At 72.1% G+C, this 19,435-nt stretch carries 17 protein-coding genes; 7 read left to right on the forward strand and 10 right to left on the reverse strand.

Features of this window, described 5'->3' with window-relative positions:
* Positions 1–148: 148 nt before the first annotated feature.
* The 6 genes from E9934_RS05685 to E9934_RS05710 all read right to left on the reverse strand — a co-directional run bounded on the left by E9934_RS05685 (position 149) and on the right by E9934_RS05710 (position 7,852).
* Positions 149–769 (reverse strand): MazG nucleotide pyrophosphohydrolase domain-containing protein, encoded by a 621-nt coding sequence (locus E9934_RS05685; RefSeq protein WP_238694787.1) that lies wholly within the window; start codon positions 767–769, stop codon positions 149–151.
* Between the two features lie 10 nt (positions 770–779).
* A complete protein-coding gene (locus E9934_RS05690; RefSeq protein ID WP_136561877.1) occupies positions 780–1,505 on the reverse strand; it encodes a hypothetical protein in 726 nt (241 codons plus the stop codon).
* Between the two features lie 2 nt (positions 1,506–1,507).
* Complete coding sequence (mfd, locus tag E9934_RS05695) at positions 1,508–5,035, reverse strand: transcription-repair coupling factor (protein WP_136561878.1); 3,528 nt, start codon at positions 5,033–5,035, stop codon at positions 1,508–1,510.
* 114 nt (positions 5,036–5,149) lie between these two features.
* A complete protein-coding gene (locus tag E9934_RS05700) occupies positions 5,150–6,514 on the reverse strand; it encodes a serpin family protein (protein ID WP_136561879.1) in 1,365 nt (454 codons plus the stop codon).
* 53 nt (positions 6,515–6,567) lie between these two features.
* A complete protein-coding gene (locus tag E9934_RS05705; protein ID WP_136561880.1) occupies positions 6,568–7,023 on the reverse strand; it encodes a DUF3817 domain-containing protein in 456 nt (151 codons plus the stop codon).
* A gap of 55 nt (positions 7,024–7,078) precedes the next feature.
* Positions 7,079–7,852 carry an isoprenyl transferase gene (locus E9934_RS05710; RefSeq protein WP_136561881.1) on the reverse strand — a complete coding sequence of 258 codons (774 nt, stop codon included), beginning with the start codon at positions 7,850–7,852 and terminating at the stop codon, positions 7,079–7,081.
* A 117-nt stretch (positions 7,853–7,969) separates the two neighbouring features.
* Here E9934_RS05710 and E9934_RS05715 point away from each other — a divergent pair, with 117 nt between their 5' ends.
* Entirely contained in the window at positions 7,970–8,932 is a 963-nt protein-coding gene (locus E9934_RS05715) for an AIM24 family protein (RefSeq protein ID WP_136561882.1), read from the forward strand.
* Between the two features lie 127 nt (positions 8,933–9,059).
* Positions 9,060–9,800, forward strand: a complete 741-nt coding sequence (trhA, locus tag E9934_RS05720; RefSeq protein WP_136561883.1) for a PAQR family membrane homeostasis protein TrhA — start codon at positions 9,060–9,062, stop codon at positions 9,798–9,800.
* Between the two features lies 1 nt (position 9,801).
* On the opposite strand, the gene E9934_RS05725 is transcribed toward trhA, so the two are convergent.
* Positions 9,802–10,974: a methyltransferase domain-containing protein gene (locus tag E9934_RS05725; RefSeq protein WP_238694788.1), complete on the reverse strand. Its 1,173-nt coding sequence runs from the start codon at positions 10,972–10,974 to the stop codon at positions 9,802–9,804.
* A gap of 136 nt (positions 10,975–11,110) precedes the next feature.
* On the opposite strand from E9934_RS05725, the gene E9934_RS05730 reads away from it, so the two are divergent.
* The 3 genes from E9934_RS05730 to E9934_RS05740 all read left to right on the forward strand — a co-directional run bounded on the left by E9934_RS05730 (position 11,111) and on the right by E9934_RS05740 (position 13,674).
* Positions 11,111–11,545: a VOC family protein gene (locus E9934_RS05730; RefSeq protein ID WP_136561884.1), complete on the forward strand. Its 435-nt coding sequence runs from the start codon at positions 11,111–11,113 to the stop codon at positions 11,543–11,545.
* Positions 11,546–11,663: 118 nt separating this feature from the next.
* Positions 11,664–12,926, forward strand: a complete 1,263-nt coding sequence (locus E9934_RS05735; RefSeq protein ID WP_136561885.1) for a cation:proton antiporter — start codon at positions 11,664–11,666, stop codon at positions 12,924–12,926.
* Positions 12,927–12,945: 19 nt separating this feature from the next.
* On the forward strand, positions 12,946–13,674 hold the full coding sequence (locus E9934_RS05740) for a hypothetical protein (protein WP_136561886.1): 729 nt from the start codon (positions 12,946–12,948) through the stop codon (positions 13,672–13,674).
* Between the two features lie 18 nt (positions 13,675–13,692).
* Here E9934_RS05740 and E9934_RS05745 read toward each other — a convergent pair whose 3' ends face one another.
* The gene (locus tag E9934_RS05745) at positions 13,693–15,108 is read right to left on the reverse strand and encodes an aminotransferase-like domain-containing protein (protein ID WP_136561887.1); all 1,416 of its coding nucleotides are present in this window, start codon (positions 15,106–15,108) and stop codon (positions 13,693–13,695) included.
* Between E9934_RS05745 and E9934_RS05750 the strand changes: the two genes are divergently transcribed.
* Positions 15,107–16,051 (forward strand): DMT family transporter, encoded by a 945-nt coding sequence (locus tag E9934_RS05750; RefSeq protein WP_136561888.1) that lies wholly within the window; start codon positions 15,107–15,109, stop codon positions 16,049–16,051. The genes E9934_RS05745 and E9934_RS05750 overlap by 2 nt on opposite strands.
* Here the strand turns inward: E9934_RS05750 and E9934_RS05755 are convergent.
* Entirely contained in the window at positions 16,008–17,507 is a 1,500-nt protein-coding gene (locus E9934_RS05755) for an aldehyde dehydrogenase family protein (RefSeq protein WP_136561889.1), read from the reverse strand. The genes E9934_RS05750 and E9934_RS05755 overlap by 44 nt on opposite strands.
* Positions 17,508–17,560: 53 nt before the next feature.
* Entirely contained in the window at positions 17,561–18,310 is a 750-nt protein-coding gene (locus E9934_RS05760) for a matrixin family metalloprotease (RefSeq protein WP_238694803.1), read from the reverse strand.
* 117 nt (positions 18,311–18,427) lie between these two features.
* Between E9934_RS05760 and E9934_RS05765 the strand changes: the two genes are divergently transcribed.
* Positions 18,428–19,396: a hypothetical protein gene (locus tag E9934_RS05765; protein WP_136561891.1), complete on the forward strand. Its 969-nt coding sequence runs from the start codon at positions 18,428–18,430 to the stop codon at positions 19,394–19,396.
* Positions 19,397–19,435: the final 39 nt, after the last annotated feature.

Genomic DNA, 19,435 nt, shown 5'->3' on the forward strand with positions numbered 1-19,435 from the left:
GGCTCGCACGAAGTGGGACTCCGTGCGGCGCGAAGTGGGACTCCGTGCGGTCCGAGGTGGACGCGACCTCCCACCTCGCGCCGCAAGACCTCCCACCTCGTGGACCAAGACCTCCCACCTCGCGCCGCAAGACCTCCCACCTCGTGGGCTAGGAGCGGGCGCGGACGGCGTCGCGGAGCGCCTGCTCGGGGTCGACGCCCGCGGTCCGGGCCTCGGCGACGAGCGCGAGCAGTCGCTCGCCCAGGTCGGCGCTGGCCGCGTCGAGGGTGACCGGGCGACCGGAGCGGTCGAGTCGGTCGAGCACCTTGTCGGCGTACAGCAGGGCGGAGAGGCCGGCGGGCAGGCTGTCGCCGGCCTCAACGGCGCCGGCGGGCTTGCCCTCGCGTGCTTTCATCTTCTGCCACAGGTCGTTGACCGCAGCGGCGTCGAGGTCCGCCGACGGAGTCTCGCCGAAGACGTGCGGGTTGCGGCGGCGCATCTTGGTGGTGATGCCTCGGGCGACGTCGTCCAGGTCGAATTCTCCGCGCTCCTCGGCGATCGCGGCGTGGAAGACGACCTGCAGCAGGACGTCGCCCAGCTCCTCCGCGAGGTGCGACCAGTCCCCCGAGACCTCCCCCGCGTCGATCGCCTCGACGGTCTCGGCGGTCTCCTCGAGGAGGTAGCGGACGAGCGAGCGGTGGGTCTGCTCGGCCTTCCACGGACACTCGGCCCGCAGCCGCCGCATCACGGCGACGAACTCCTCGACCGCCGATCCTGCGGGGTCCGCCACCTGGTCTGCCTCAGCCGATCGGGACGGCGGCGGCCTCGTCCTGCGGCTCGGGGCCACACCGCTGGCTGGCCGGGAGCTCGGCGAGGCGCTCCGCGCTGACGGCCGAGATGTCGACCAGGCCGACGGCCTCGTCGCTGACGGGCACGCTCAGGGCGTCGGCCGAGATCGTGCCGTCGGACCAGTCGACGTCACCGAACACCGGGTTGAGGTGCGGCTGGTTGTGGTCGAGCCACAGCGCGACCAGCTCGTTGCCACGGTTCCAGGCGTCCTCGCCGACGACGGGCTGACCCGTCTCGTCGAGGAAGGCGGCCGTGCCGATGGCCTCGATCATCGCCTCGTCACGGGCCTGGATGTCCGCGAGCCAGGTGAACGACTCGAGGTTGTCGTCGTCGATCTCGCCGAGGGCCTCCCACTGCGCACGCACCTCGCTCTCGTCGACCTCGCCGGGCACCGGGACGCCGTGGTCGGTCGCGACCGCGTCGATCGCGACCGAGCGACTCCACAGCAGGGTGAGCTGGGTGCGGATCAGCGCGGTCGGGAACGCCTGCTCGTCGGGGTGCTCGGCGAGCAGCGTGCAGTAGTCCTCGACCGTCCGGTCGACGACCTCGAGCTGCAGCGACTCCCCGTCGACCTCGGCAGCCACGCCGGGGCGTGGGCCCTCGTCGGTCAGGCCGCACCCGGCGGCCAGCAGGACCGTGCTGACGACGGCGGTGACGAGGGAGGTACGACGGCGCACGGCTACTGCTCCTTGGGGTCGATGACCGAGTCGAGGACGAGTCGGGCCCATTCAAGCAGGGCGACCCCCTCCAGCGGGGTTCCCGTCCTCCCGGGTGTGCCCGGACGCGGGACCAGGATCGACTCCAGCTGGTGCTTGACGATCGACTTCGGATAGAGCCGGCCCAGCCGCACCGTCCGCGACTCCGGGAGTACGACGGGGTGGAAGCGCACGTTCTTGCCGACGGTCGTGACCTCCTTGATCCCCGCCTGACGCACCCGCGCCCGGAATCGGGCGACCAACAGCAGGGCGGTGACCGGCTCGGGCGGTGAGCCGTAGCGGTCCTCGAGCTCGGCGATGATCTCGTCGACGTCCTCGTCGGTGCGCACCTCGGCCAGCCGCTTGTAGATCTCCAGCCGGAGCCGCTCGCTCGGGATGTAGTCGTGCGGCAGGTGGGCGTCGACGGGCAGCTCGATGCGGACCTCCTCGAGCTGCTCGGGCGCGCCGCCGTCGCTGCGGAAGTCACGGACGGCCTCGCCGACCAGGCGGACGTAGAGGTCGAAGCCGACGTCGGCGATGTGGCCGGACTGTTCGCCGCCGAGCAGGTTGCCCGCGCCGCGGATCTCGAGGTCCTTCATCGCGATCGCCATGCCGCCACCGAGGTCGGAGTGCTGCGCCAGGGTGGCGAGCCGCTCGTGGGCGGTCTCGGTCAGCGGCTTCTCGGTCGGGTAGAGGAAGTAGGCGTAGGCCCGCTCCCGGGACCGGCCGACCCGGCCGCGCAGCTGGTGCAGCTGGGAGAGGCCGAGGGTGTCGGAGCGCTCGATGATCATCGTGTTGGCGTTGGACACGTCGATGCCGGACTCCACGATGGTCGTGCAGACGAGCACGTCGACGCGCTTCTCCCAGAAGTCGAGCATCACCTGCTCGAGCTGGGCCTCCCCCATCTGGCCGTGCGCGGTCGCGACCCGGGCCTCGGGGACCAGCTCGCGCAGCTTCGCCGCGGCCTTCTCGATCGAGCTGACGCGGTTGTGGATGTAGAACACCTGTCCGTCGCGCAGCAGCTCGCGTCGTACGGCGGCGATGACCTGGCGATCCTCGTAGCCACCCACATAGGTGAGGACCGGGTGCCGCTCCTCGGGTGGCGTGGTGATCGTCGACATCTCGCGGATGCCGGTGATCGCCATCTCGAGCGTCCGCGGGATGGGGGTCGCGGACATGGAGAGGACGTCGACGGAGGTCCGCAGCCGCTTCATCGCCTCCTTGTGCTCGACACCGAAGCGCTGCTCCTCGTCGACGATGATCAGGCCGAGGTCCTTGAACTTCGTGTCCGCGTTGAACAGCCGGTGCGTGCCGACGACCACGTCGACGGTGCCGTCGGCGAGGCCGGCCATCGTCTCGGCGGCCTCCTTGTCGGTCTGGAACCGGCTCAGCGGCTTGAGGATCACGGGGAACCCGCTCATCCGCTCGCTGAAGGTCGCGAGGTGCTGGTTGACGAGCAGCGTCGTCGGCACGAGAACGGCGACCTGCTTGCCGTCCTGGACGGCCTTGAACGCCGCCCGCACGGCGATCTCGGTCTTGCCGTAGCCGACGTCGCCGCAGATGAGCCGGTCCATCGGCACCGTCCGCTCCATGTCGGCCTTGACCTCGTCGACCGTGGTCAGCTGGTCGGGCGTCTCGTGGAAGGGGAAGGCGTCCTCGAGCTCGCGCTGCCACGGACTGTCGGGCCCGAAGGCGTGCCCCTGGGTGGCCTGCCGGGCGGCGTAGAGCTTGATCAGCTCGGCGGCGATCTCGCGCACCGCCTTCTTCGCGCGGTTCTTGCGCTTGGTCCAGTCGCCGCCACCGAGCCGGTCGAGGCTCGGCTGCTCACCGCCGACGTAGCGGGTGACCTGGTCCAGCCCGTCGGCGGGAACCATCAGCTGGTCCGGCGGACCGCCGCGCTTGCTGGCGCCGTATTCGAGGATGAGGTACTCCCGCGTCACGCCCTTGACCTCACGCTGGCGCATCTCGAGGAAGCGGCCGACGCCGTGCTGCTCGTGGACGACGTAGTCGCCGGGCTTGAGCTCGAGCGGGTCGATCTGCCGCTTGCGGCGCACCGGCATGGCGCCCTTGTCGCGCGTCGACGCCTTGGCGCCGACGATGTCCTCGCCCGTGAGCACGACCAGCCGCTGCTCGGCGTCGACGAGGCCATGGGTGAGGCCACCGCAGGTGACCGTGATGACCGAGTCGCCCGGGACGACGCCCTCGGGGATGGTCTCGACCAGGCGGGCCGCGAGGTCGCGCTCCCCGAGCGCCTCGACCATGCGCTGCGCGGGGCCGTGACCGGCGTGCACCACCACGACGCGGTAGCCGTCGGCCCGCCAACGGGCGATGTCGGCGAACGCCTGCTCGACGTCGCCGCGGTAGGTCGGCGCAGGCTGCACGGCGGTCTCACCGGCCGGGGCCTCGGGGTCGTCGAGCCCGAACGGGCTGAAGGTCCACCAGGACTGACCGCGCCCACGGGCCTGGTCGCGCACGTCCCCCAGGGAGTGGTACGACGCCGCCTGCAGGTCGATCGGTGCCTGGCCGCCGCTCGCGGCGGTCGCCCAGGAGGCCGCGAGGAATTCCTCGCTCGTCGCGACGAGGTCATGGGCCCGGGCCCGGGCGCGCTCGGGGTCGAGCACGAGGATGCGGGTGTCGGCGGGCAGCAGGTCGATGAGCAGCTCGAGCTCGTCGACGAGGGCGGGGATGAGTGCCTCCATGCCCTCCACGGCGATCCCGTTGCTGAGCTTGTCGGTGAGCTCGAGGAGCTGGGGGTGCTCGCGACCGAGGTCGGCGGCCCGGGCGCGGACGTCGTCGGTCAGCAGCAGCTCGCGGCACGGCGGGGCCCAGAGCCGGTCGACCTTGTCGATGGTGCGCTGGTCGGCGACGGCGAAGGAGCGGATCTCGTCGACCTCGTCGCCGAAGAACTCCACCCGCAGTGGGTGCTCCTCGGTCGGCGGGAACACGTCGACGATGCCGCCGCGGACGGCGAACTCGCCGCGCTTCTCGACGAGGTCGACCCGGGAGTAGGCGGCGCCGACCAGGCCGGCGACGACGTCGTCGATGTCGGCCGTGTCGCCGGTGGCGAGCTCGACGGGCGTCAGGTCCCCCAGCCCCTTGACCTGCGGCTGCAGCACGGAGCGGACGGGCGCGACGACGACCTGCACGGGCCCGGTCGCGGCGTCGGTCCCGGGGTGGCAGATCCGTCGCAGCACGGCGAGCCGGCGCCCCACGGTGTCGCTGCGCGGGCTGAGCCGCTCGTGCGGGAGCGTCTCCCAGCTCGGGTAGTAGGCGATCCCGGCGGGGTCGAGCAGGTCGCCGAGCTCGGCGACGAGCTGCTCGGCCTCGCGAGTGTTGGCGGTGACCACCAGGACGGGCTTGCCGGCACGGGCCAGGCCCGCGGCGAGGAAGGGACGCAGCGCGGCCGGTCCGGTCAGCTCACCGGTCGGGTGGTGGTCGTCGGCCGCCTGCTCCAGCGCTCCGGCGAGCGCGGGGTCGGCGAGGACGGCGTCGGCGAGGCCGGCGAGGGTCACGGGGACTCACTTCCCAGGGGGTGCGGACAACACGAGCGCCCCCGGTCGGCGAGGACCGGGGGTGTCCACCCAGCCTACCGGCGGGCGCCGACAGTCCCGGACGCGTCGGCCCCGTCAGGCGGTGGGGTCGACGACCCGGCCGAGGAAAAGCGGCGTGCCGAGCTCCACGTCGTGGATGACGAAGAGGAAGGGACGGTCCGCGGCGAAGGGCTCGGCGACGGGAGCGGACGTCTCGGCCATGATCACGGCGGTCGCGGCGGCAGCCTCGGTGCCCTCCTCGTCGACCGCGATGAAGCCCTGGTGCACGACCTCGGCGATGACGAGGTCGAGGTCCTCGTCGGTCATCGGCGTGAAGTCGGCCTTGACAGTGCCGTCGCCGAAGGCACTCGGCATGCCGAGCTCGATGAGCAGGTCCTTCAGCGAGGCGGCGGTGCGGAAGGTCCACTTCGGGATGGTGAGGTCGAGCGCGGTGGTGGGCTCCGCGCCGACGGTGAACGCCGGGAGCTCGCCTGTGGCGAGGAGGCCCTCGACCGCGTCGAACGAGTCCTCGTCGGGCAGCACGATCGTCATCGCCAGCTGCTGACCGGCATACGGCAGGGTGGCGGCGCGCCATCCGTCGCCGATGGTCAGGACGCCGGTGGCGTCGGGCTTGCGCATCAGGTCGGCCCGGACCGTGGTGCCGTCGAGCAGGGTGAAGTCGCCCGGGGCCGTGAGCGTCTTCTCGAAGGGGTGCTCCCAGGGCGCCTTGAGGTGGATCGCGTTGACGAGGACCAGGCGGGTGGAGGGGTCGATGACGCCCTCGGGCACCAGGTCGACGATCCGGTCGCGGGTCTGCTGCTCCACCCAGTCGTTGATCAGGACCCGCGACTCCTCGGCCGTGCCCTCGAAGTCGACGGCACGCAGCGCGGCGCCGTACTCACGGGCGAGGAGGTCGAGGAACGGCTCCTCCCAGCCGACGCCGGTCTGCCCGAAGAGCTGGTTGGCGACACCGAGCTCGATCTCGGCCTCGGAGCCGTCGGTGCGCTCCTGGGTGCCGGCGAGGCCGTCGATGCGGGCGAGGAGCGCGTTGACGCCCGCGTGCCACCGATCGTCGAGGTCGCCCACGCCGAGGACGTCCTCCATCTCCGCGGCCGTCGTCCCGGTGGCGCCGGCGAGGGTCATCCCGAGCGCGACGAGCACCGAGTACGGCGAGAGCACGAGGTTGCCGGGGTTGCCGGGAGTCGCGGCCATGCCGGCATAGAGTCCGCCGGCCAGGCCTCGCAGGCCGTCGACGACCTGGGGCAGGGCGTCGGGATCGCCAGGCCCCCGCTCGACGCCGGAGGAGACCAGCTCGATGCCGTCGAGCTCGGTGCCGGTCGCCGGAGCACCGCCCGGCCCGTCGGAGGAGTCGGACGAGCAGGCGCTGAGCGTCCCCGCTCCGGTGAGGGCGGCGAGCCCGAGCAGGGCGAAGCGGAGCGTGTCGCGGCGGGTGGGCGTCATGGTCCTGTGACGCTAGCGCTGCCGGTGCGGTTCCGTCCGCCGGCCGGGAAATTTCAGGAGGAGGCGGGCGGGCCCACGACCAGCGCGAGCCCGGTGAGCAGCGCGACGGCGACGGCGCCGACGGCGAGACCGCGCAGCGGGTTGCCGATCAGCCAGCCGACCACGCGGTCGGGCAGCCCCGCGCCAGCCCCGGCGGGCAGCCGCCAGCTGTCGCCGAGCCAGTCCTTGCGGACCGCCCACCACTCCAGCACCAGGGTCGCCAGCGGCGGCACGGCGGCGACGAGCGCGAGAGCACCCCGGCCGAGCGACCAGCGGCGGTCGACCCACACGACGACGGTCGTGACGACGTACGCGACGAAGACGACGCCGTGCAGCATCCCGAAGACCCGCACGCCGAGCTCGGTCGTCTCGGTGACGTACTTCAGGAACATGCCGATCAGCAGTCCCGTCCAGGTCACCGCCTCGGCGATGGCGACGGTGCGGAACAGGCGGGTGGGGGTGGTGCTCACACCTCTGGACGGTACCCCTGTGACGCAGGTCGCTCGGGGTCGGACCCGATCCGCGTCAGGCGCCGAAGCGGCGCTCGCGCTGGGCGAAGGCCCGGATCGCGCGGAGGAAGTCCACACGGCGGAAGTCGGGCCAGTAGGCCTCGCAGAAGTAGAACTCCGACTTCGCGCTCTGCCACAGCAGGAAGCCGCCGAGGCGCTGCTCCCCCGACGTGCGGATGACGAGGTCGGGGTCGGGCTGCCCCTTGGTGTAGAGGTGCTCCTCGATGTCGTCGATGTCGAGGCGCTGCGCCAGCTCCTCCAGCGAGCCTCCGCGGCTCGCCTCCTCGGTCAGCAGCGAGCGGACGGCGTCGGCGATCTCGCGGCGCCCGCCGTAGGCGACGGCGACGTTGACGATCATCCCGTCGACATCGGCAGTCGCCTCCGCTGCGGCCTTCAGGCGCTCGGCCGCGGCGTCGGGCAGCAGGTCGAGCGCACCGACCGGGTGGAGGCGCCACCGGCGCTGGTCGGCGAGCGAGTCGACGGCCTCGATGATGATCTCGAGCAGCGGCTCGAGCTCGGCGACAGGCCGGTTGAGGTTGTCGGTCGAGAGGAGCCACAGGGTCACGACCTCGATGCCGACCTCGTCGCACCAGCCGAGCAGCGGCTCGATGTTGGCGGCGCCCGCGCGGTGTCCGTGGGCGGTGTCGCGGCCGACCGCCTTGGCCCAGCGCCGGTTGCCGTCGAGCATCACGCCGATGTGCTTCGGCAGACTGTCGGGCATGCGCCGCAACATGCGGGCCTCATAGGCGGGGTAGAGCACCTTGCGCACACCACGCTTCCAGTCAGCCACGTCGTTGATCGTAGGCCACTTCCGACCTCAGGGGCGGGCTGACACGATGGGGCGCATCCAGCCCCCTCGGCGCACCACGGCGCGGAGGGATCGCACCACCCGAGGAGAGGGACGAACATGAGTGAAGCCGCCTGGCACCCGGACCCGACCGGACGCCACGAAATGCGGTACTGGGACGGGACCCGCTGGACCGAGCACGTCTCCGACGCCGGCGTGCAGTCGACGTCGCCCGTCGAGGGCGGCGCGCCGGCCCAGTCCGACCAGCAGGCGCAGGGCGGTCAGCCGGCGGGCGGACACGATCCCCACGCCGGCCAGCAGGGCGGCTGGGGCGGGCAGCCGCAGGGCGGCCACGACCCCTACGCCGGTCAGCAGCAGTACGGCGGCCAGCAGCAGGTGCCGGCCGACGCGTTCGGCGGCCTGTCCGGTGACCTGGTCGACGGCCGTTTCAGCGAGAAGGACGGCATCGGCCCGAGCCTGCAGAACCCGCGTCTGCTCCGGGTCCGCATCGCCGAGCCGTTCCTGGCCAAGCAGGGTGCGATGGTCGCCTACCAGGGCAACGTCAACTTCGGCTACAAGGGCGGCGGCGCCGCGAAGTTCCTCAAGAAGGCCATCACGGGCGAGGGCCTGTCGCTGATGGAGGTCGAGGGCCAGGGCGACGTGTTCCTCGCCGACACGGCCAAGAACGTCCACATCCTCAACCTGACCAACAGCGGGATCTCGGTCAACGGCAAGAACGTGCTGGCCTTCTCCTCGAGCCTCGAGTGGAACATCGAGCGCGTCAAGGGCGGCAGCATCGCTGCGGGCGGACTGTTCAACACCAGCCTGCGCGGCACCGGCTGGGTCGCGATCACCACCGAGGGCGACCCGGTCGTGCTCAACCCCGCCGAGGCTCCGACGTTCGCCGACACCGACGCGATCGTCGCCTGGTCGATCCATCTCCAGACGTCGCTGCGCTCGACGGTCAGCGCCGGCGCGCTGATCGGCCGCGGCTCGGGCGAAGCGGTCCAGGTCGCGTTCCAGGGCCAGGGCTTCGTGATCGTGCAGCCGTCCGAGGGCCTGCCCTACCCGACCACGAGCTGACCCCGCCCGCCGGAGGACATCCTCCGGTCGGCAACCCCCGAACGGTCAGTCGTCGACGGCCGGATGAGTGTGACATCACGCTCGTCCGGCCGTCATGATGTACGGCGCCTCCGGGTACCCTCAGGTCATGAACCAGGCCATCAACTCCGCGACCGACCGGGTCCGCGACCGCCTGGACACCATCGGTGACCAGATCAGCGAGACGATCGCCGACCTCAAGCCGCGTCTTCGAGGCTGGATCCACCTGGTGTCGACGCCCCTCGTCCTCGCCGCCGGGATCGTGCTGATCTGCCTGTCCCCCACCGCCGCGACCCGCGTCGGCTCGGCGGTCTACGCCGGCTCCGCGCTGCTGCTCTTCGGCATCTCCGCGCTCTACCACCGCGGCACGTGGTCACCGAAGGTGTGGCAGGTCCTCAACCGGTTCGACCACTCCAACATCTTCTTGTTCATCGCCGGCTCCTACACGCCGTTCGCGCTGATCCTGCTCGAGGGTCCCTCGCGCGTGGTCATGCTGAGCGTCGTGTGGAGCGGGGCGCTGCTCGGCATCGGGTTCAAGCTCTTCTGGCCCACGGCGCCGCGCTGGATGTCCGCACCGATCTACATCGCGCTCGGCTGGGCGGCGATCTTCTTCATCCCCGCCTTCTTCCAGGGCGCCACCGCGCTGGGCCTGGGCATCGGGATCGCGATCTTCGTGCTGATCGCCGTCGGCGGCGCGCTCTACACGATGGGCGGCCTCGTCTACGGCTTCCAGTGGCCCAACCCCTCGCCGCGGGTGTTCGGCTTCCACGAGATCTTCCACGGCTTCACGGTCGCGGCGTTCGCGGCGCACTACGTCGGCGTCTCGCTGGCGACGTACTCGCTCCGCTGACTCACCGGACCCGGGTGCGCTCCAGGAGCACCAGCACCTCGGCATGCGGGGTGTGGGGGAACATGTCGACCAGCCGCGCCCGGACGGCGCGGTAGGACGTCATCACGGCGAGGTCCCGGGCCAGGGTGTCCGGGTTGCAGCTGGAGTAGAGGACGTGCGGAACCCCGGAGTCCTCGAGGCGCGTGGCGAGGTCGCTGCCGAGTCCGCGCCGTGGCGGGTTGACGATCACCAGGTCGGCGTCGTCGACGAGCCCTGCGTGGTCGCTCGACGTCGCATCACCGGCTGCGAAGTCGACCTGCCCGACCAGCCCCGCCTCGTCCCTGGCGCGTTCCGCGCTGCGGATCGCCTCGTCGCTGATCTCGATCCCCGTCACCCGCCGGCCCGGCCCCGCGACGTGGAGAGCGAACCCACCGACACCGCAGTAGAGGTCGACCACCCGCTCCGGGGCCACCTCGTCCGTCCACTGGGCCGCCTGGTCATAGAGCGCGGCCGCAGCCACGGTGTTGGTCTGGAAGAAGCTGCGCGGACCGAGGCGCAGCGTCACCGCGCCGAGCCGCATCGGCAGCGTCCGCTCCTCGGTGAGCACGATCTCGCGCTCGCCCTCGAGAAGCGCGACGTGGTCGGGCTGCACGTTGATCGTCACGACCCGCAGGTGCGGCAGCTGCTCCGTGAGCCACGACAGGTGTTTGCGGATCCGGGACTCGGTCGCCGTCGAGCGCAGCACGATCCGCACCATCAGATCGCCGTCCGGTGACTCGGTGACGAGGAGGTGCTTGAGCTCGCCCCGCTGGGCGACCGGCGCCGTTGACCCGACGTCATAGGGCGCCAGCTCCGCGCGGGTTACGAAGGCGGCGAGGTGCGGCAGAGCGGCAACGATGCCGGGCGTGTGCAGCGCGCAGTCGCGCAGGTCGACGCCACCGTCGGGGCCGAGGATCCCGAGGACCGGCTCGGTGCTCGTCCCGGACACCACCATCTTGGCCTTGTTGCGGAAGCCGGCGAGGGCACTCGCGACCGGTGGCTCCCAGGCGATGCCGGGGCCCGTGACGGGGTCGAGCACCGCCCGGACCGCCCCCTGCTTCGAGGTCAGCTGGGCGTCGTACGGCGTGAGGAGCCAGCTGCACGACCGGCACTCGCCGGCCGTGAAGTGCGCGCACTCCAGCACGGCGAGACCCATGCCGCCATCGTAGGTCTGGGCTGGCTCGCGGGGGGGCGCGGCGCACCAACCAGATTGTCGCGAGGAGCGTCGCGAGACAACAAATGTGGTTGGTGCGCCCCACCACAGCACCGGCTCGTTCGGGCAGTATCGGGTCATGACGCACGTCAAGCGCTTCGACCACGTCGGCCTCACGGTCTCCGACCTCGCGGCGGCGACGGACTTCTTCGTCGCCCTCGGCCTCGAGGTCGAGGGGCGCGGGTCGGGGCAGGGAGAGTTCGTGGAGGCGGTGTGCGCGATCCCGGGAGCGCACTGCGAGCTCGTCATGCTGCGCTCCCCCGACGGCTTCCGGCTGGAGCTCTCGAGGTTCGTGACGCCCGAGCAGCTGCCCGGGTCGCCGGACGCGATGGCCAACGAGGTGGGGCTGCGCAACGTGTCCTTCGAGGTGGGTGACCTGCAGGCGGCGGTCGACTCCGCGGCGGAGCAGGGCTACGGACTCGTCGGCCGGATCGGGTCCTACGAGGGCGCCGTGCGGATGGCCTACGTGCGCGGGCCGGACGGGATCGTCGTGTCCCTCTTCGAGCAGCTCTGACCGATCGGGCGTGGGGCCCGTGCGCTCCGGGTGAGATGAAGACCGCCCGTTGCGGGTAACGCCTCCCCATGAACCAGCAAGCTGAGCGTCGGGGCAGGGCGACGGTCGGCGAGGCCCGGTGACGGCGGATCTCGTCTACCTGGTCGCGGGTGTCAGCCTGATGCTCGCGATCGTCCTTCCCGCGCTGTTGCGCCGATGGGCCGTCTCGACGCCCATGGTGCTGCTGGCGGTCGGGCTGGTCATCGGCCTGACTCCCCTGCCCGACGGACTGCCGCTGGACCCGACGACGAATCGCGCCGTGATCGAGCACGTCACCGAGCTGGCCGTCATCGTGTCGTTGATGGGGGTCGGCCTCGCCCTCGACCGCCCGTTGAGTCTCCGCAATCCACGCACGTGGCGTTCCTGGGGGTCGACGTGGCGGATGCTCGGCATCGCGATGCCCCTCACCATCGCCGCCGTGGCGGTCCTCGGCACCGCGCTCGGACTCGGGATCGCCGCCGCGTTGCTCCTCGGATCGGTCCTGGCACCGACCGACCCCGTGCTCGCCTCGGACGTGCAGGTCGCAGGTCCGCAGACCGAGGACGACCACGAGATCGAGGAGCCGGACGAGCTGCGGTTCACCCTGACCAGCGAGGCCGGCCTCAACGACGGACTCGCGTTCCCCTTCGTCTACGCCGCGATCTTCCTCTCCCTGGGCCAGACGCAGGCCTCGGACTGGTGGAGCTGGCTCAGCTGGTACGGCGTCGGCAAGGTCGTGGTGGGCGTGGTCGTGGGCATCGCCGTCGGCCACGCGTTGGCCCGGATCGCGTTCCGCTCCAACGTGCCCTCCCTCCGGGTTGCGGAGCGCGGGGAGTCACTCACCGCGCTGGCGGCGCTCGTCTCGGCGTACGGCGCGGCCGAGGTGGCGCACGGCTACGGGTTCCTGGCCGTCTTCGCCTGCGCGATGACCTTTCGCTCGGCCGAGCGCTCGCACGACTACCACGTCGCGATGCACGAGGTGACCGAGCGGCTGGAGCAGCTGTTGACCCTCCTGCTCCTGCTCGTCCTCGGCATCGCGATCAGCCGAGGACTCCTCGTGCACCTCGACTGGCGCGGAGCCGTCGCCGGGCTGGCCCTCCTCCTCGTCATCCGGCCCGGGGCGGGGATGCTCGCGCTCGTCAGGGACCCGCGGCTCACGTCCTCCCAACGATGGGCGATCGCGTTCTTCGGAGTCCGCGGGATCGGCTCCGTCTACTACCTCGCCTACGCCGCCGGCGAGGCGCCGGCGCTCGACACCGACTGGATGTGGTCGACGGTGGCCTTCACCATCGCGGCGTCCGTCCTCATCCACGGCACCCTGGCCGCGCCCCTCCTGAAGCGCGCCGGGGCACTCGAGCCCTGACGACGTCTACGCTCTCCGCGTGCCCCACTCCTTCGAGAAGGTCGAGGCAGGACCCGTCCTCGAGACCGTCGAGCGGCTCCGCGACCGCATCGGCGCGCGTTTCCCCGGCCGCGGGCTGCACCGGGTCTCCGCCGAGCTGCTGACACTGGTCGCCGAGGTGGCGTCCTCCACGCGCAACGCCCGCGGGCGACGGTCGTGGCTGCGGCCCGCATCGCGGATCGGCGTCGCTGCCGTCGTACTCGTCACCGTGACGCTGCTGGTGCTGACGGTCGACGCGGCGCTCGCCGACGCTCCCGACGACCGGCTCGAGTGGGTGCCGCTCCTCGAGAGCCTCGTCAACGACCTGGTGTTCGCGGCGATCGCGATCTGGTTCCTGCTCTCGGTGCCGGAGCGGCTGCAGCGCGCGGACCTGCTGGAGCAGCTGCACCGGCTCCGATCGCTGGCGCACATCGTCGACATGCACCAGCTGACCAAGGACCCCGAGCGGCTGCGATCGACCTTCGACCCCACGCCGCAGAGCGTGCCGATGGACCTGACCCGCGCCGAGCTCGAGCACTACCTCGACTACTGCTCGGAGCTGCTGAGCCTCATCGGCAAGGCAGCGGCGCTGTGCGCCGAGGAGGCGCGTGACGGTGTCGTCCTCGACACCGTCAGCACCGTCGAGACACTCACCGTGTCGCTGGAGCGCAAGATCTGGCAGAAGATCGGCGTCCTCAACGCCACCCGCGACGACGGCTCGCCCCGCTAGACCACCGCTGGACCACCGCTAGACAGCCCCGGCCTCCGACAGCGAGGCCGCGAGGATCCGCGCGGCGTCGCGGAAACCGGCGGGGTCGGAGCCGGTGAACGTCATCCGGAGGTACGGCGCAGCCGCCTCCGCGGGGAACCACTCCGTGCCCGCCGAGACCCACACCCCGCGCCGGGCGGCGTCGTCGACCAACCGCGCGACGTCGGTGCCCTCGGGCAGGCGGGCCCACAGGTGCAGACCGCCGGCCGGTACCGAGTCGAGCACGATCCCGGGCGCCTCGGCCCGCAGTCCGTCGACGAGTGCGTCGCGACGCAGCCTCAGCTGCTGGCGCAGGCGGCGCAGGTGGGTGCGCCAGCCCGGGTCGGCGACGACCTCGAGCGCCGCCTGCTGCAGCAGGGCGCTGACATACATCGACTCCGCGGCCCGGTCGGCGAGGATCCGGTCGCGGGCGGGCCCGCGGGCGATGACGGCGGCGACGCGGATCGTGGGCGACATCGACTTCGTCAGTGAGCGCAGGTAGACGACGTGGCCGTTGTCGTCGAGGCCGGCGACGGGTCGCGAGGCGGTGTCGATGCCGAAGTCGTGCGCCCAGTCGTCGTCGATGAGGAACGCCCCGTGGGAGCGGACGACCTCGAGCACCTCGAGCGCGCGCTCCGGGCTCCACTGGGCGCCGGTCGGGTTGGCGTAGTTGGGCTGGGCGTAGAACGCACGAGCCCCGGTCTGCGCGAGCAGGCGGTCGAGCTCCGCGGGGTCCGGCCCGCCCCGGTCGGTGGCCACCGGGACCAGGCGAACCCCGGCCTGGTGGGCGGCGTGGATCGCGCCCCAATAGGTGGGCGACTCGATGAGCAGCGGCTGATCGAGCGGCACCAGGGCCCGGAAGATCGACGCCAGCGCGCTCTGGCTGCCCGGCGCGATCACGACGTCGTGGGCGCCGACCGCGGTCAGGTCGCCCCGCGTCGACTCCGCGAGCTCGGCGGCGAACCAGACCCGCAGGTCAGGCAGTCCCGCGGCCGGAGGACGGGCGGTCGCCGCCGCACCTCGGGCGGCACGCACCAGTGCCGTCCGCACCAGGCGCTCAGGGAGCAGGTCCGGGCTCGGATAGCCGGCATGAAGCGCCTGGGCATCGACCGGCGCCTCGCGCAGCGGACCCGGCAGCAGCGCAGCGCTCGTCCGGGGCGAGCCCAGCGCCGCGGTCTGCCAACCGAGCTCCGGAGCCCGGGCGGTGCGGATGGTCCGCACGAACGTGCCCACCCCCGGCCGGCTCTCCACGAGCCCCTCGGCCCGCAGCCGCTGGAGCGCCTTCTGCACGGTGACCGGGCTGGCGCCGTATTGCGTGACGAGGGCGCGCGTCGAGGGCAGCTGTACCCCGGCCGGCGCAGCCAGGACCCACTGTCGGAGCTCGCCGACAATCCGCGAGGTGCTATCGTCGTTCATGACAGCACAGAGTAGCGCTATCGCGCCCGAGCGGACACCGCTATCGAGTGCGACCACCACCGCGTGGACCGGGCTGGCCTGGGGATTCCTCGGCGTGGCCGCCTTCTCCCTGACGGTGCCGCTGACCCGGATCGCGGTCGCCGAGCTCTCGCCGCTGTTCATCGGGGCCGGGCGTGCCGTGGTCGCTGCCGCGCTGGCCGGCGCGGCCCTGACGCTGACCCGCCAGCGGCTCCCCCGCGGTCGTCAGTGGCTCGGGCTGACCGTCGTCGGCGGCGGCGCGGTCATCGGGTTCCCCCCCACCACGTCCTTCGCCCTGACCGAGGTGCCGGCCAGCCATGCCGCGGTCGTCATCGCCCTGCTCCCGGCGGTCACCGCCGTGATCGCCGTGCTGCGCACCGGCGAGCGGACGATCCCGCGATTCTGGGTGATGGCCGGCGCCGGCGCCCTCGCCACCGTCGGTTTCGCCGCCACGCAGAGCGGTGCGCTGCAGGCCGGGCGCGCCGACCTGTTGCTGTTGATCGGCGTGGTGCTGTGCGCCGCCGGCTATGCCGAGGGCGCCCTGCTCGCGCGCGAGCTCGGTCCGTGGCAGACCATCTCGTGGGGACTGGTGGTCGCCTCACCGGTGATGCTCGTGCTGACCGTCGGCAGCGTCGTGCAGCAGCCACCGAGCGGCGGCCCGGCGGCGTGGGCGTGCTTCGTCTACGTGTCGGTGATCAGCATGTATCTGGGCTTCTTCGCCTGGTACCACGGCCTCGCCATCGGGCCGATGACGACCGTCAGCCAGGTCCAGCTCGTCCAGCCGGTGCTGAGCATCATGTGGGCGGCGCTGCTGGTCGGCGAGCAGATCACCTGGCTCACCGCCCTGGCCGGGCTGGCCGTGATCGGCTGCGCCGGCGGCGCTACTTCTGCCCGCGGCCGTAGAGCCCCCGCACCACCTTCGTGAGCTGGGCCTCCTCCTTCGCCGTACGGCGGAAGGTGGTCAGCGCCATCGCGGGCTTGAACCGCTGCCGCGCGATCGCGTGGGGGTAGGTGAACTCGCGCAGGCCGTCGGGACCGTGGATCCGCCCGAAGCCCGAGTCGCCGACGCCGCCGAACGGCAGCGTGGGAATGCCCGCGAAGGAGATCACGCCGTTGATGGCGGTCATCCCCGCCCGGAGCCGCTCGGCGATCTCCATGCCCTGCGACTTCGAGAACACGGTCGAGCCGAGGGCGTAGCGGGTGCCGTTGGCGCGCTCGATGGCCTCGTCCATGCTGCGGACCTTGCTGACCGTGACGGTGGGACCGAAGGTCTCCTCCTGCACGGCGGCCGAGTCCTCCGGGACGTCGACGAGCACCGTCGGCTGCACGAAACGGGCGCCCTCGGGCACCGGACCACCGACGAGCGCACGACCGCCGCGCGCGAGCGCGTCGTCGACGTGGCGGCGGATGATGTCGATCTGCGAGGGCATGGTGATCGGGCCGACCTGGCCGCCCGGCTCCGCCTTGAGCTGCTCGGCCTTGGCGACCAGCTCGGTGAGGAACTCGTCATAGACGCGCTCGTGGACATAGACCCGCTCCACACCGGCGCAGGTCTGCCCCGCGTTGGAGCAGGCGCCCCACAACGCCGCATCCGCAGCCTCGGCCACGTCGGCGTCGTCGGCCACCAGCAGGGCGTCCTTGCCGCCGGCCTCGATGACGACCGGGGTCAGGGTCTCGGCGCACGCCGCCATGACCTTCTTGCCGGTGGCGGTCGAGCCGGTGAAGGCGACCTTGTCGACGCCCGCCGCGGTGAGCGCGGCGCCCGTGGCGCCGTAGCCCGTGACGACCTGGAAGACGGGGCGGCCGACGGCCTCCTGGAAGGAGTTGGCGAGCCACTCCCCCACGCCGGGGGTGTATTCGGAGGGCTTGAAGACCACCGTGTTGCCGGCAGCGAGGGCATAGGCGATCGAGCCCATCGGGGTGAAGACGGGGTAGTTCCAAGGGCCGATGACGCCGACCACGCCCAACGGGCGGTACTCGACGCTCGCTGCCTGGTTGACCATCAGCAGACCCGGGGAGACGCTGCGACGCTTGAGCACCTTCTCGGCGTGGCTCGCGGCCCAGGCGAGGTGGTCGACGGCGAGCGCGACCTCCAGCAGGGCGTCCCCAGCGGGCTTGCCGGTCTCCTTCGACATGACGTCGGCGAGCTCCTCCATCCGGCTCGCGATGACCTTGCGCCACTTGACGAGCGCCTTCTTGCGGCCGTCGAAGGACAGCGCACGCCAGCGCTCCGACTCCTTGCGCGCGACCGCGACGACCTGCGCCACGTGGGCGTCGTCGTGGATCGGGTGGGTGCCCACGACCTCGCCGGTGGCGGGGCTCAGCGAGTCGAAGGTCGCGGCGGCGGCAGTGTCGGTGGGAGCGGCGTCGGTGGTGGTCACCTCGCCAATCTACTGCGCCCGCCGGCGCGCCCGCGACGGCGTGATCGAAGCCGTCAGCACTCCCCCTGGCCGAGACGGACCAGGCCGTTGAGGTCACCCGTCCCGAACTCGAGCCGGCCGAGGTTGTCGGGATACATCAGCTCCTCCTCGGAGTCGACATGGTCGAGCCCGAGGAGGTGGCCGAGCTCGTGGAGGATGATCGCCCGTTGCTCGGCGTCGCCGTTCACGCGCAGGTCGATCTCGTCGAAGGCGTCGCTGTCGAGGGTCACCTGTCCGGTGACGTAGTGCAGGCCGCGCACCGACCCTCGTCGTACGGCGACCGCGCCGCCGACGCCCGCGACGTCACCGGACAGCAGGGGCACCTCGCCGGCGTCCGCCCACGCGATCAGCACCGGCTCGCGGCGACCCGCCGGGAGGAACCTGTCCTCCCATCTCGGCCGGCGGTCCGTCGTGCCGAGGTAGTCGAACCGCAGGCCGGCGATCGAGGCGACGTCGCTGACCGCGTCGCGGACGAGCTCGACCGCGCCGTCGTCGTCCTGCGGCGCGCCGTCGGGGTTGATCTCGAACTCGATCGGGCGACACGGGCTCCACGTCACCGGGTCGTCCTCGTCGCCCGGCTGGTACTGGAGGAAGGCGTAGGTGCCGCCGGGCTCCACGTCGGCCGGGTCCGCGAGCCGGTCCTCCCCGATCCCGAGGACCCGCCGCAGCGCGGCCATCTCGTCGGTCGGCCCGACGAGGACGACGCCGATGAACCCCGCGATGCAGGCCAGGAGGACGACCCCCGAGACCCAGCGCTCATGCATCACGCCGCCATCCTCCCCCGCCACCCCAGCGCGTCCCAGCGAGAACTCCCGACCGCGATGCAACCGGGCGACGGAGCCGGGCGTAGAGACCCTGACACCAGCGACCAGGAGACCACGATGCGCACCCGCACCCCTCGCACCATCATCACCGGCACCCTCACCACCGGGGCCGCCGTGACCGCGGCCGCCGCCGTGCTCGCCCTGGCCGGCCCCGCCACGGCCGCCGCGCCGACCTCGATCAAGGCCGAGTACTGGGGCGTCAGCTGCGTCACCGCGCTGGCCGGCGGCGACACCCTCTTCCTCACCGGCAGCGGCACCACCGACGGCGCCGAGGGCGGCGTCAGCGCCTTCATCGAGACCATCGACGGCGGCTACGACGAGGGCACGTCAACGTCATGGGAGTTCGGTGACACCTTCGCCGCGACCGTCCCGATCGGCGCGCACACCTTCACCATCGGGGCCGACGCGGCGACGGGCGAGCGGACGACGCAGCCGGTCCACGAGCGCGACGGCAATCGCTGGACCCGCGGCACCACGACGTTCGCCGACCTCCTGCTGACCGGCGTCTCGGCGACGTACGACGGTCGCTCGGTGGAGCTCGGCGAGGGCGCGTGCAACGGCGACATCACGGCCTTCGACCTCCGCACGACGAACCCGACCGCCTACGTCACCGCCGACCGCGACTTCGGCTCGGACATCTGCGACGTCGAGGGACTGCCGGACGGGCAGGTGCGGCTCAGCGGCCGGCTGCCGGACGTCCTCGTCGAGGTGGTCCTCGACCACGGCGAGACGGCGGAGAAGGCGGTGGGCGAGCTGCGGCTCGTCGGTCGCCGCGGCACCGTCGGGGCGGACGTCGTCGACCTCGGGTCGGGCGAGGCCACCACCACCGCCCACGTCGACCTGGCGCTGCGGCGCTCCGGCCCCGCCCAGCGGGTCGTGGAGTCCGCCGACGGGTTCACCGAGCGGCGCACCGTGACCCCCTTCCTCGCGACCGTCGACGTCGTGCTGGCCGACGGCCGGAGCGGCATGGCGACCTGCGCGGCGATCGCGGTCAGCACGCAGCTGCGGGTCAAGCCGGGCCGCTGAGCCTGTCGTCGACCATCCGCCGAGGCGGGGCCGGTCCGG

Origin of the sequence: Nocardioides caeni, assembly GCF_004912195.1 — a bacterium.
Classification (GTDB): domain Bacteria; phylum Actinomycetota; class Actinomycetes; order Propionibacteriales; family Nocardioidaceae; genus Nocardioides; species Nocardioides caeni.

Excerpts from the sequence above, each read along its gene's own strand:
- E9934_RS05700 (WP_136561879.1), bottom strand. The coding sequence starts at position 6,514 with ATGACGCCCACCCGCCGCGACACGCTCCGCTTCGCCCTGCTCGGGCTC.
- E9934_RS05715 (WP_136561882.1), top strand. The coding sequence starts at position 7,970 with ATGAGTGAAGCCGCCTGGCACCCGGACCCGACCGGACGCCACGAAATG.
- trhA (WP_136561883.1), top strand. The coding sequence starts at position 9,060 with ATGAACCAGGCCATCAACTCCGCGACCGACCGGGTCCGCGACCGCCTG.
- E9934_RS05725 (WP_238694788.1), bottom strand. The coding sequence starts at position 10,974 with ATGGGTCTCGCCGTGCTGGAGTGCGCGCACTTCACGGCCGGCGAGTGC.
- E9934_RS05730 (WP_136561884.1), top strand. The coding sequence starts at position 11,111 with ATGACGCACGTCAAGCGCTTCGACCACGTCGGCCTCACGGTCTCCGAC.
- E9934_RS05750 (WP_136561888.1), top strand. The coding sequence starts at position 15,107 with ATGACAGCACAGAGTAGCGCTATCGCGCCCGAGCGGACACCGCTATCG.
- E9934_RS05745 (WP_136561887.1), bottom strand. The coding sequence starts at position 15,108 with ATGAACGACGATAGCACCTCGCGGATTGTCGGCGAGCTCCGACAGTGG.
- E9934_RS05760 (WP_238694803.1), bottom strand. The coding sequence starts at position 18,310 with ATGCATGAGCGCTGGGTCTCGGGGGTCGTCCTCCTGGCCTGCATCGCG.
- E9934_RS05765 (WP_136561891.1), top strand. The coding sequence starts at position 18,428 with ATGCGCACCCGCACCCCTCGCACCATCATCACCGGCACCCTCACCACC.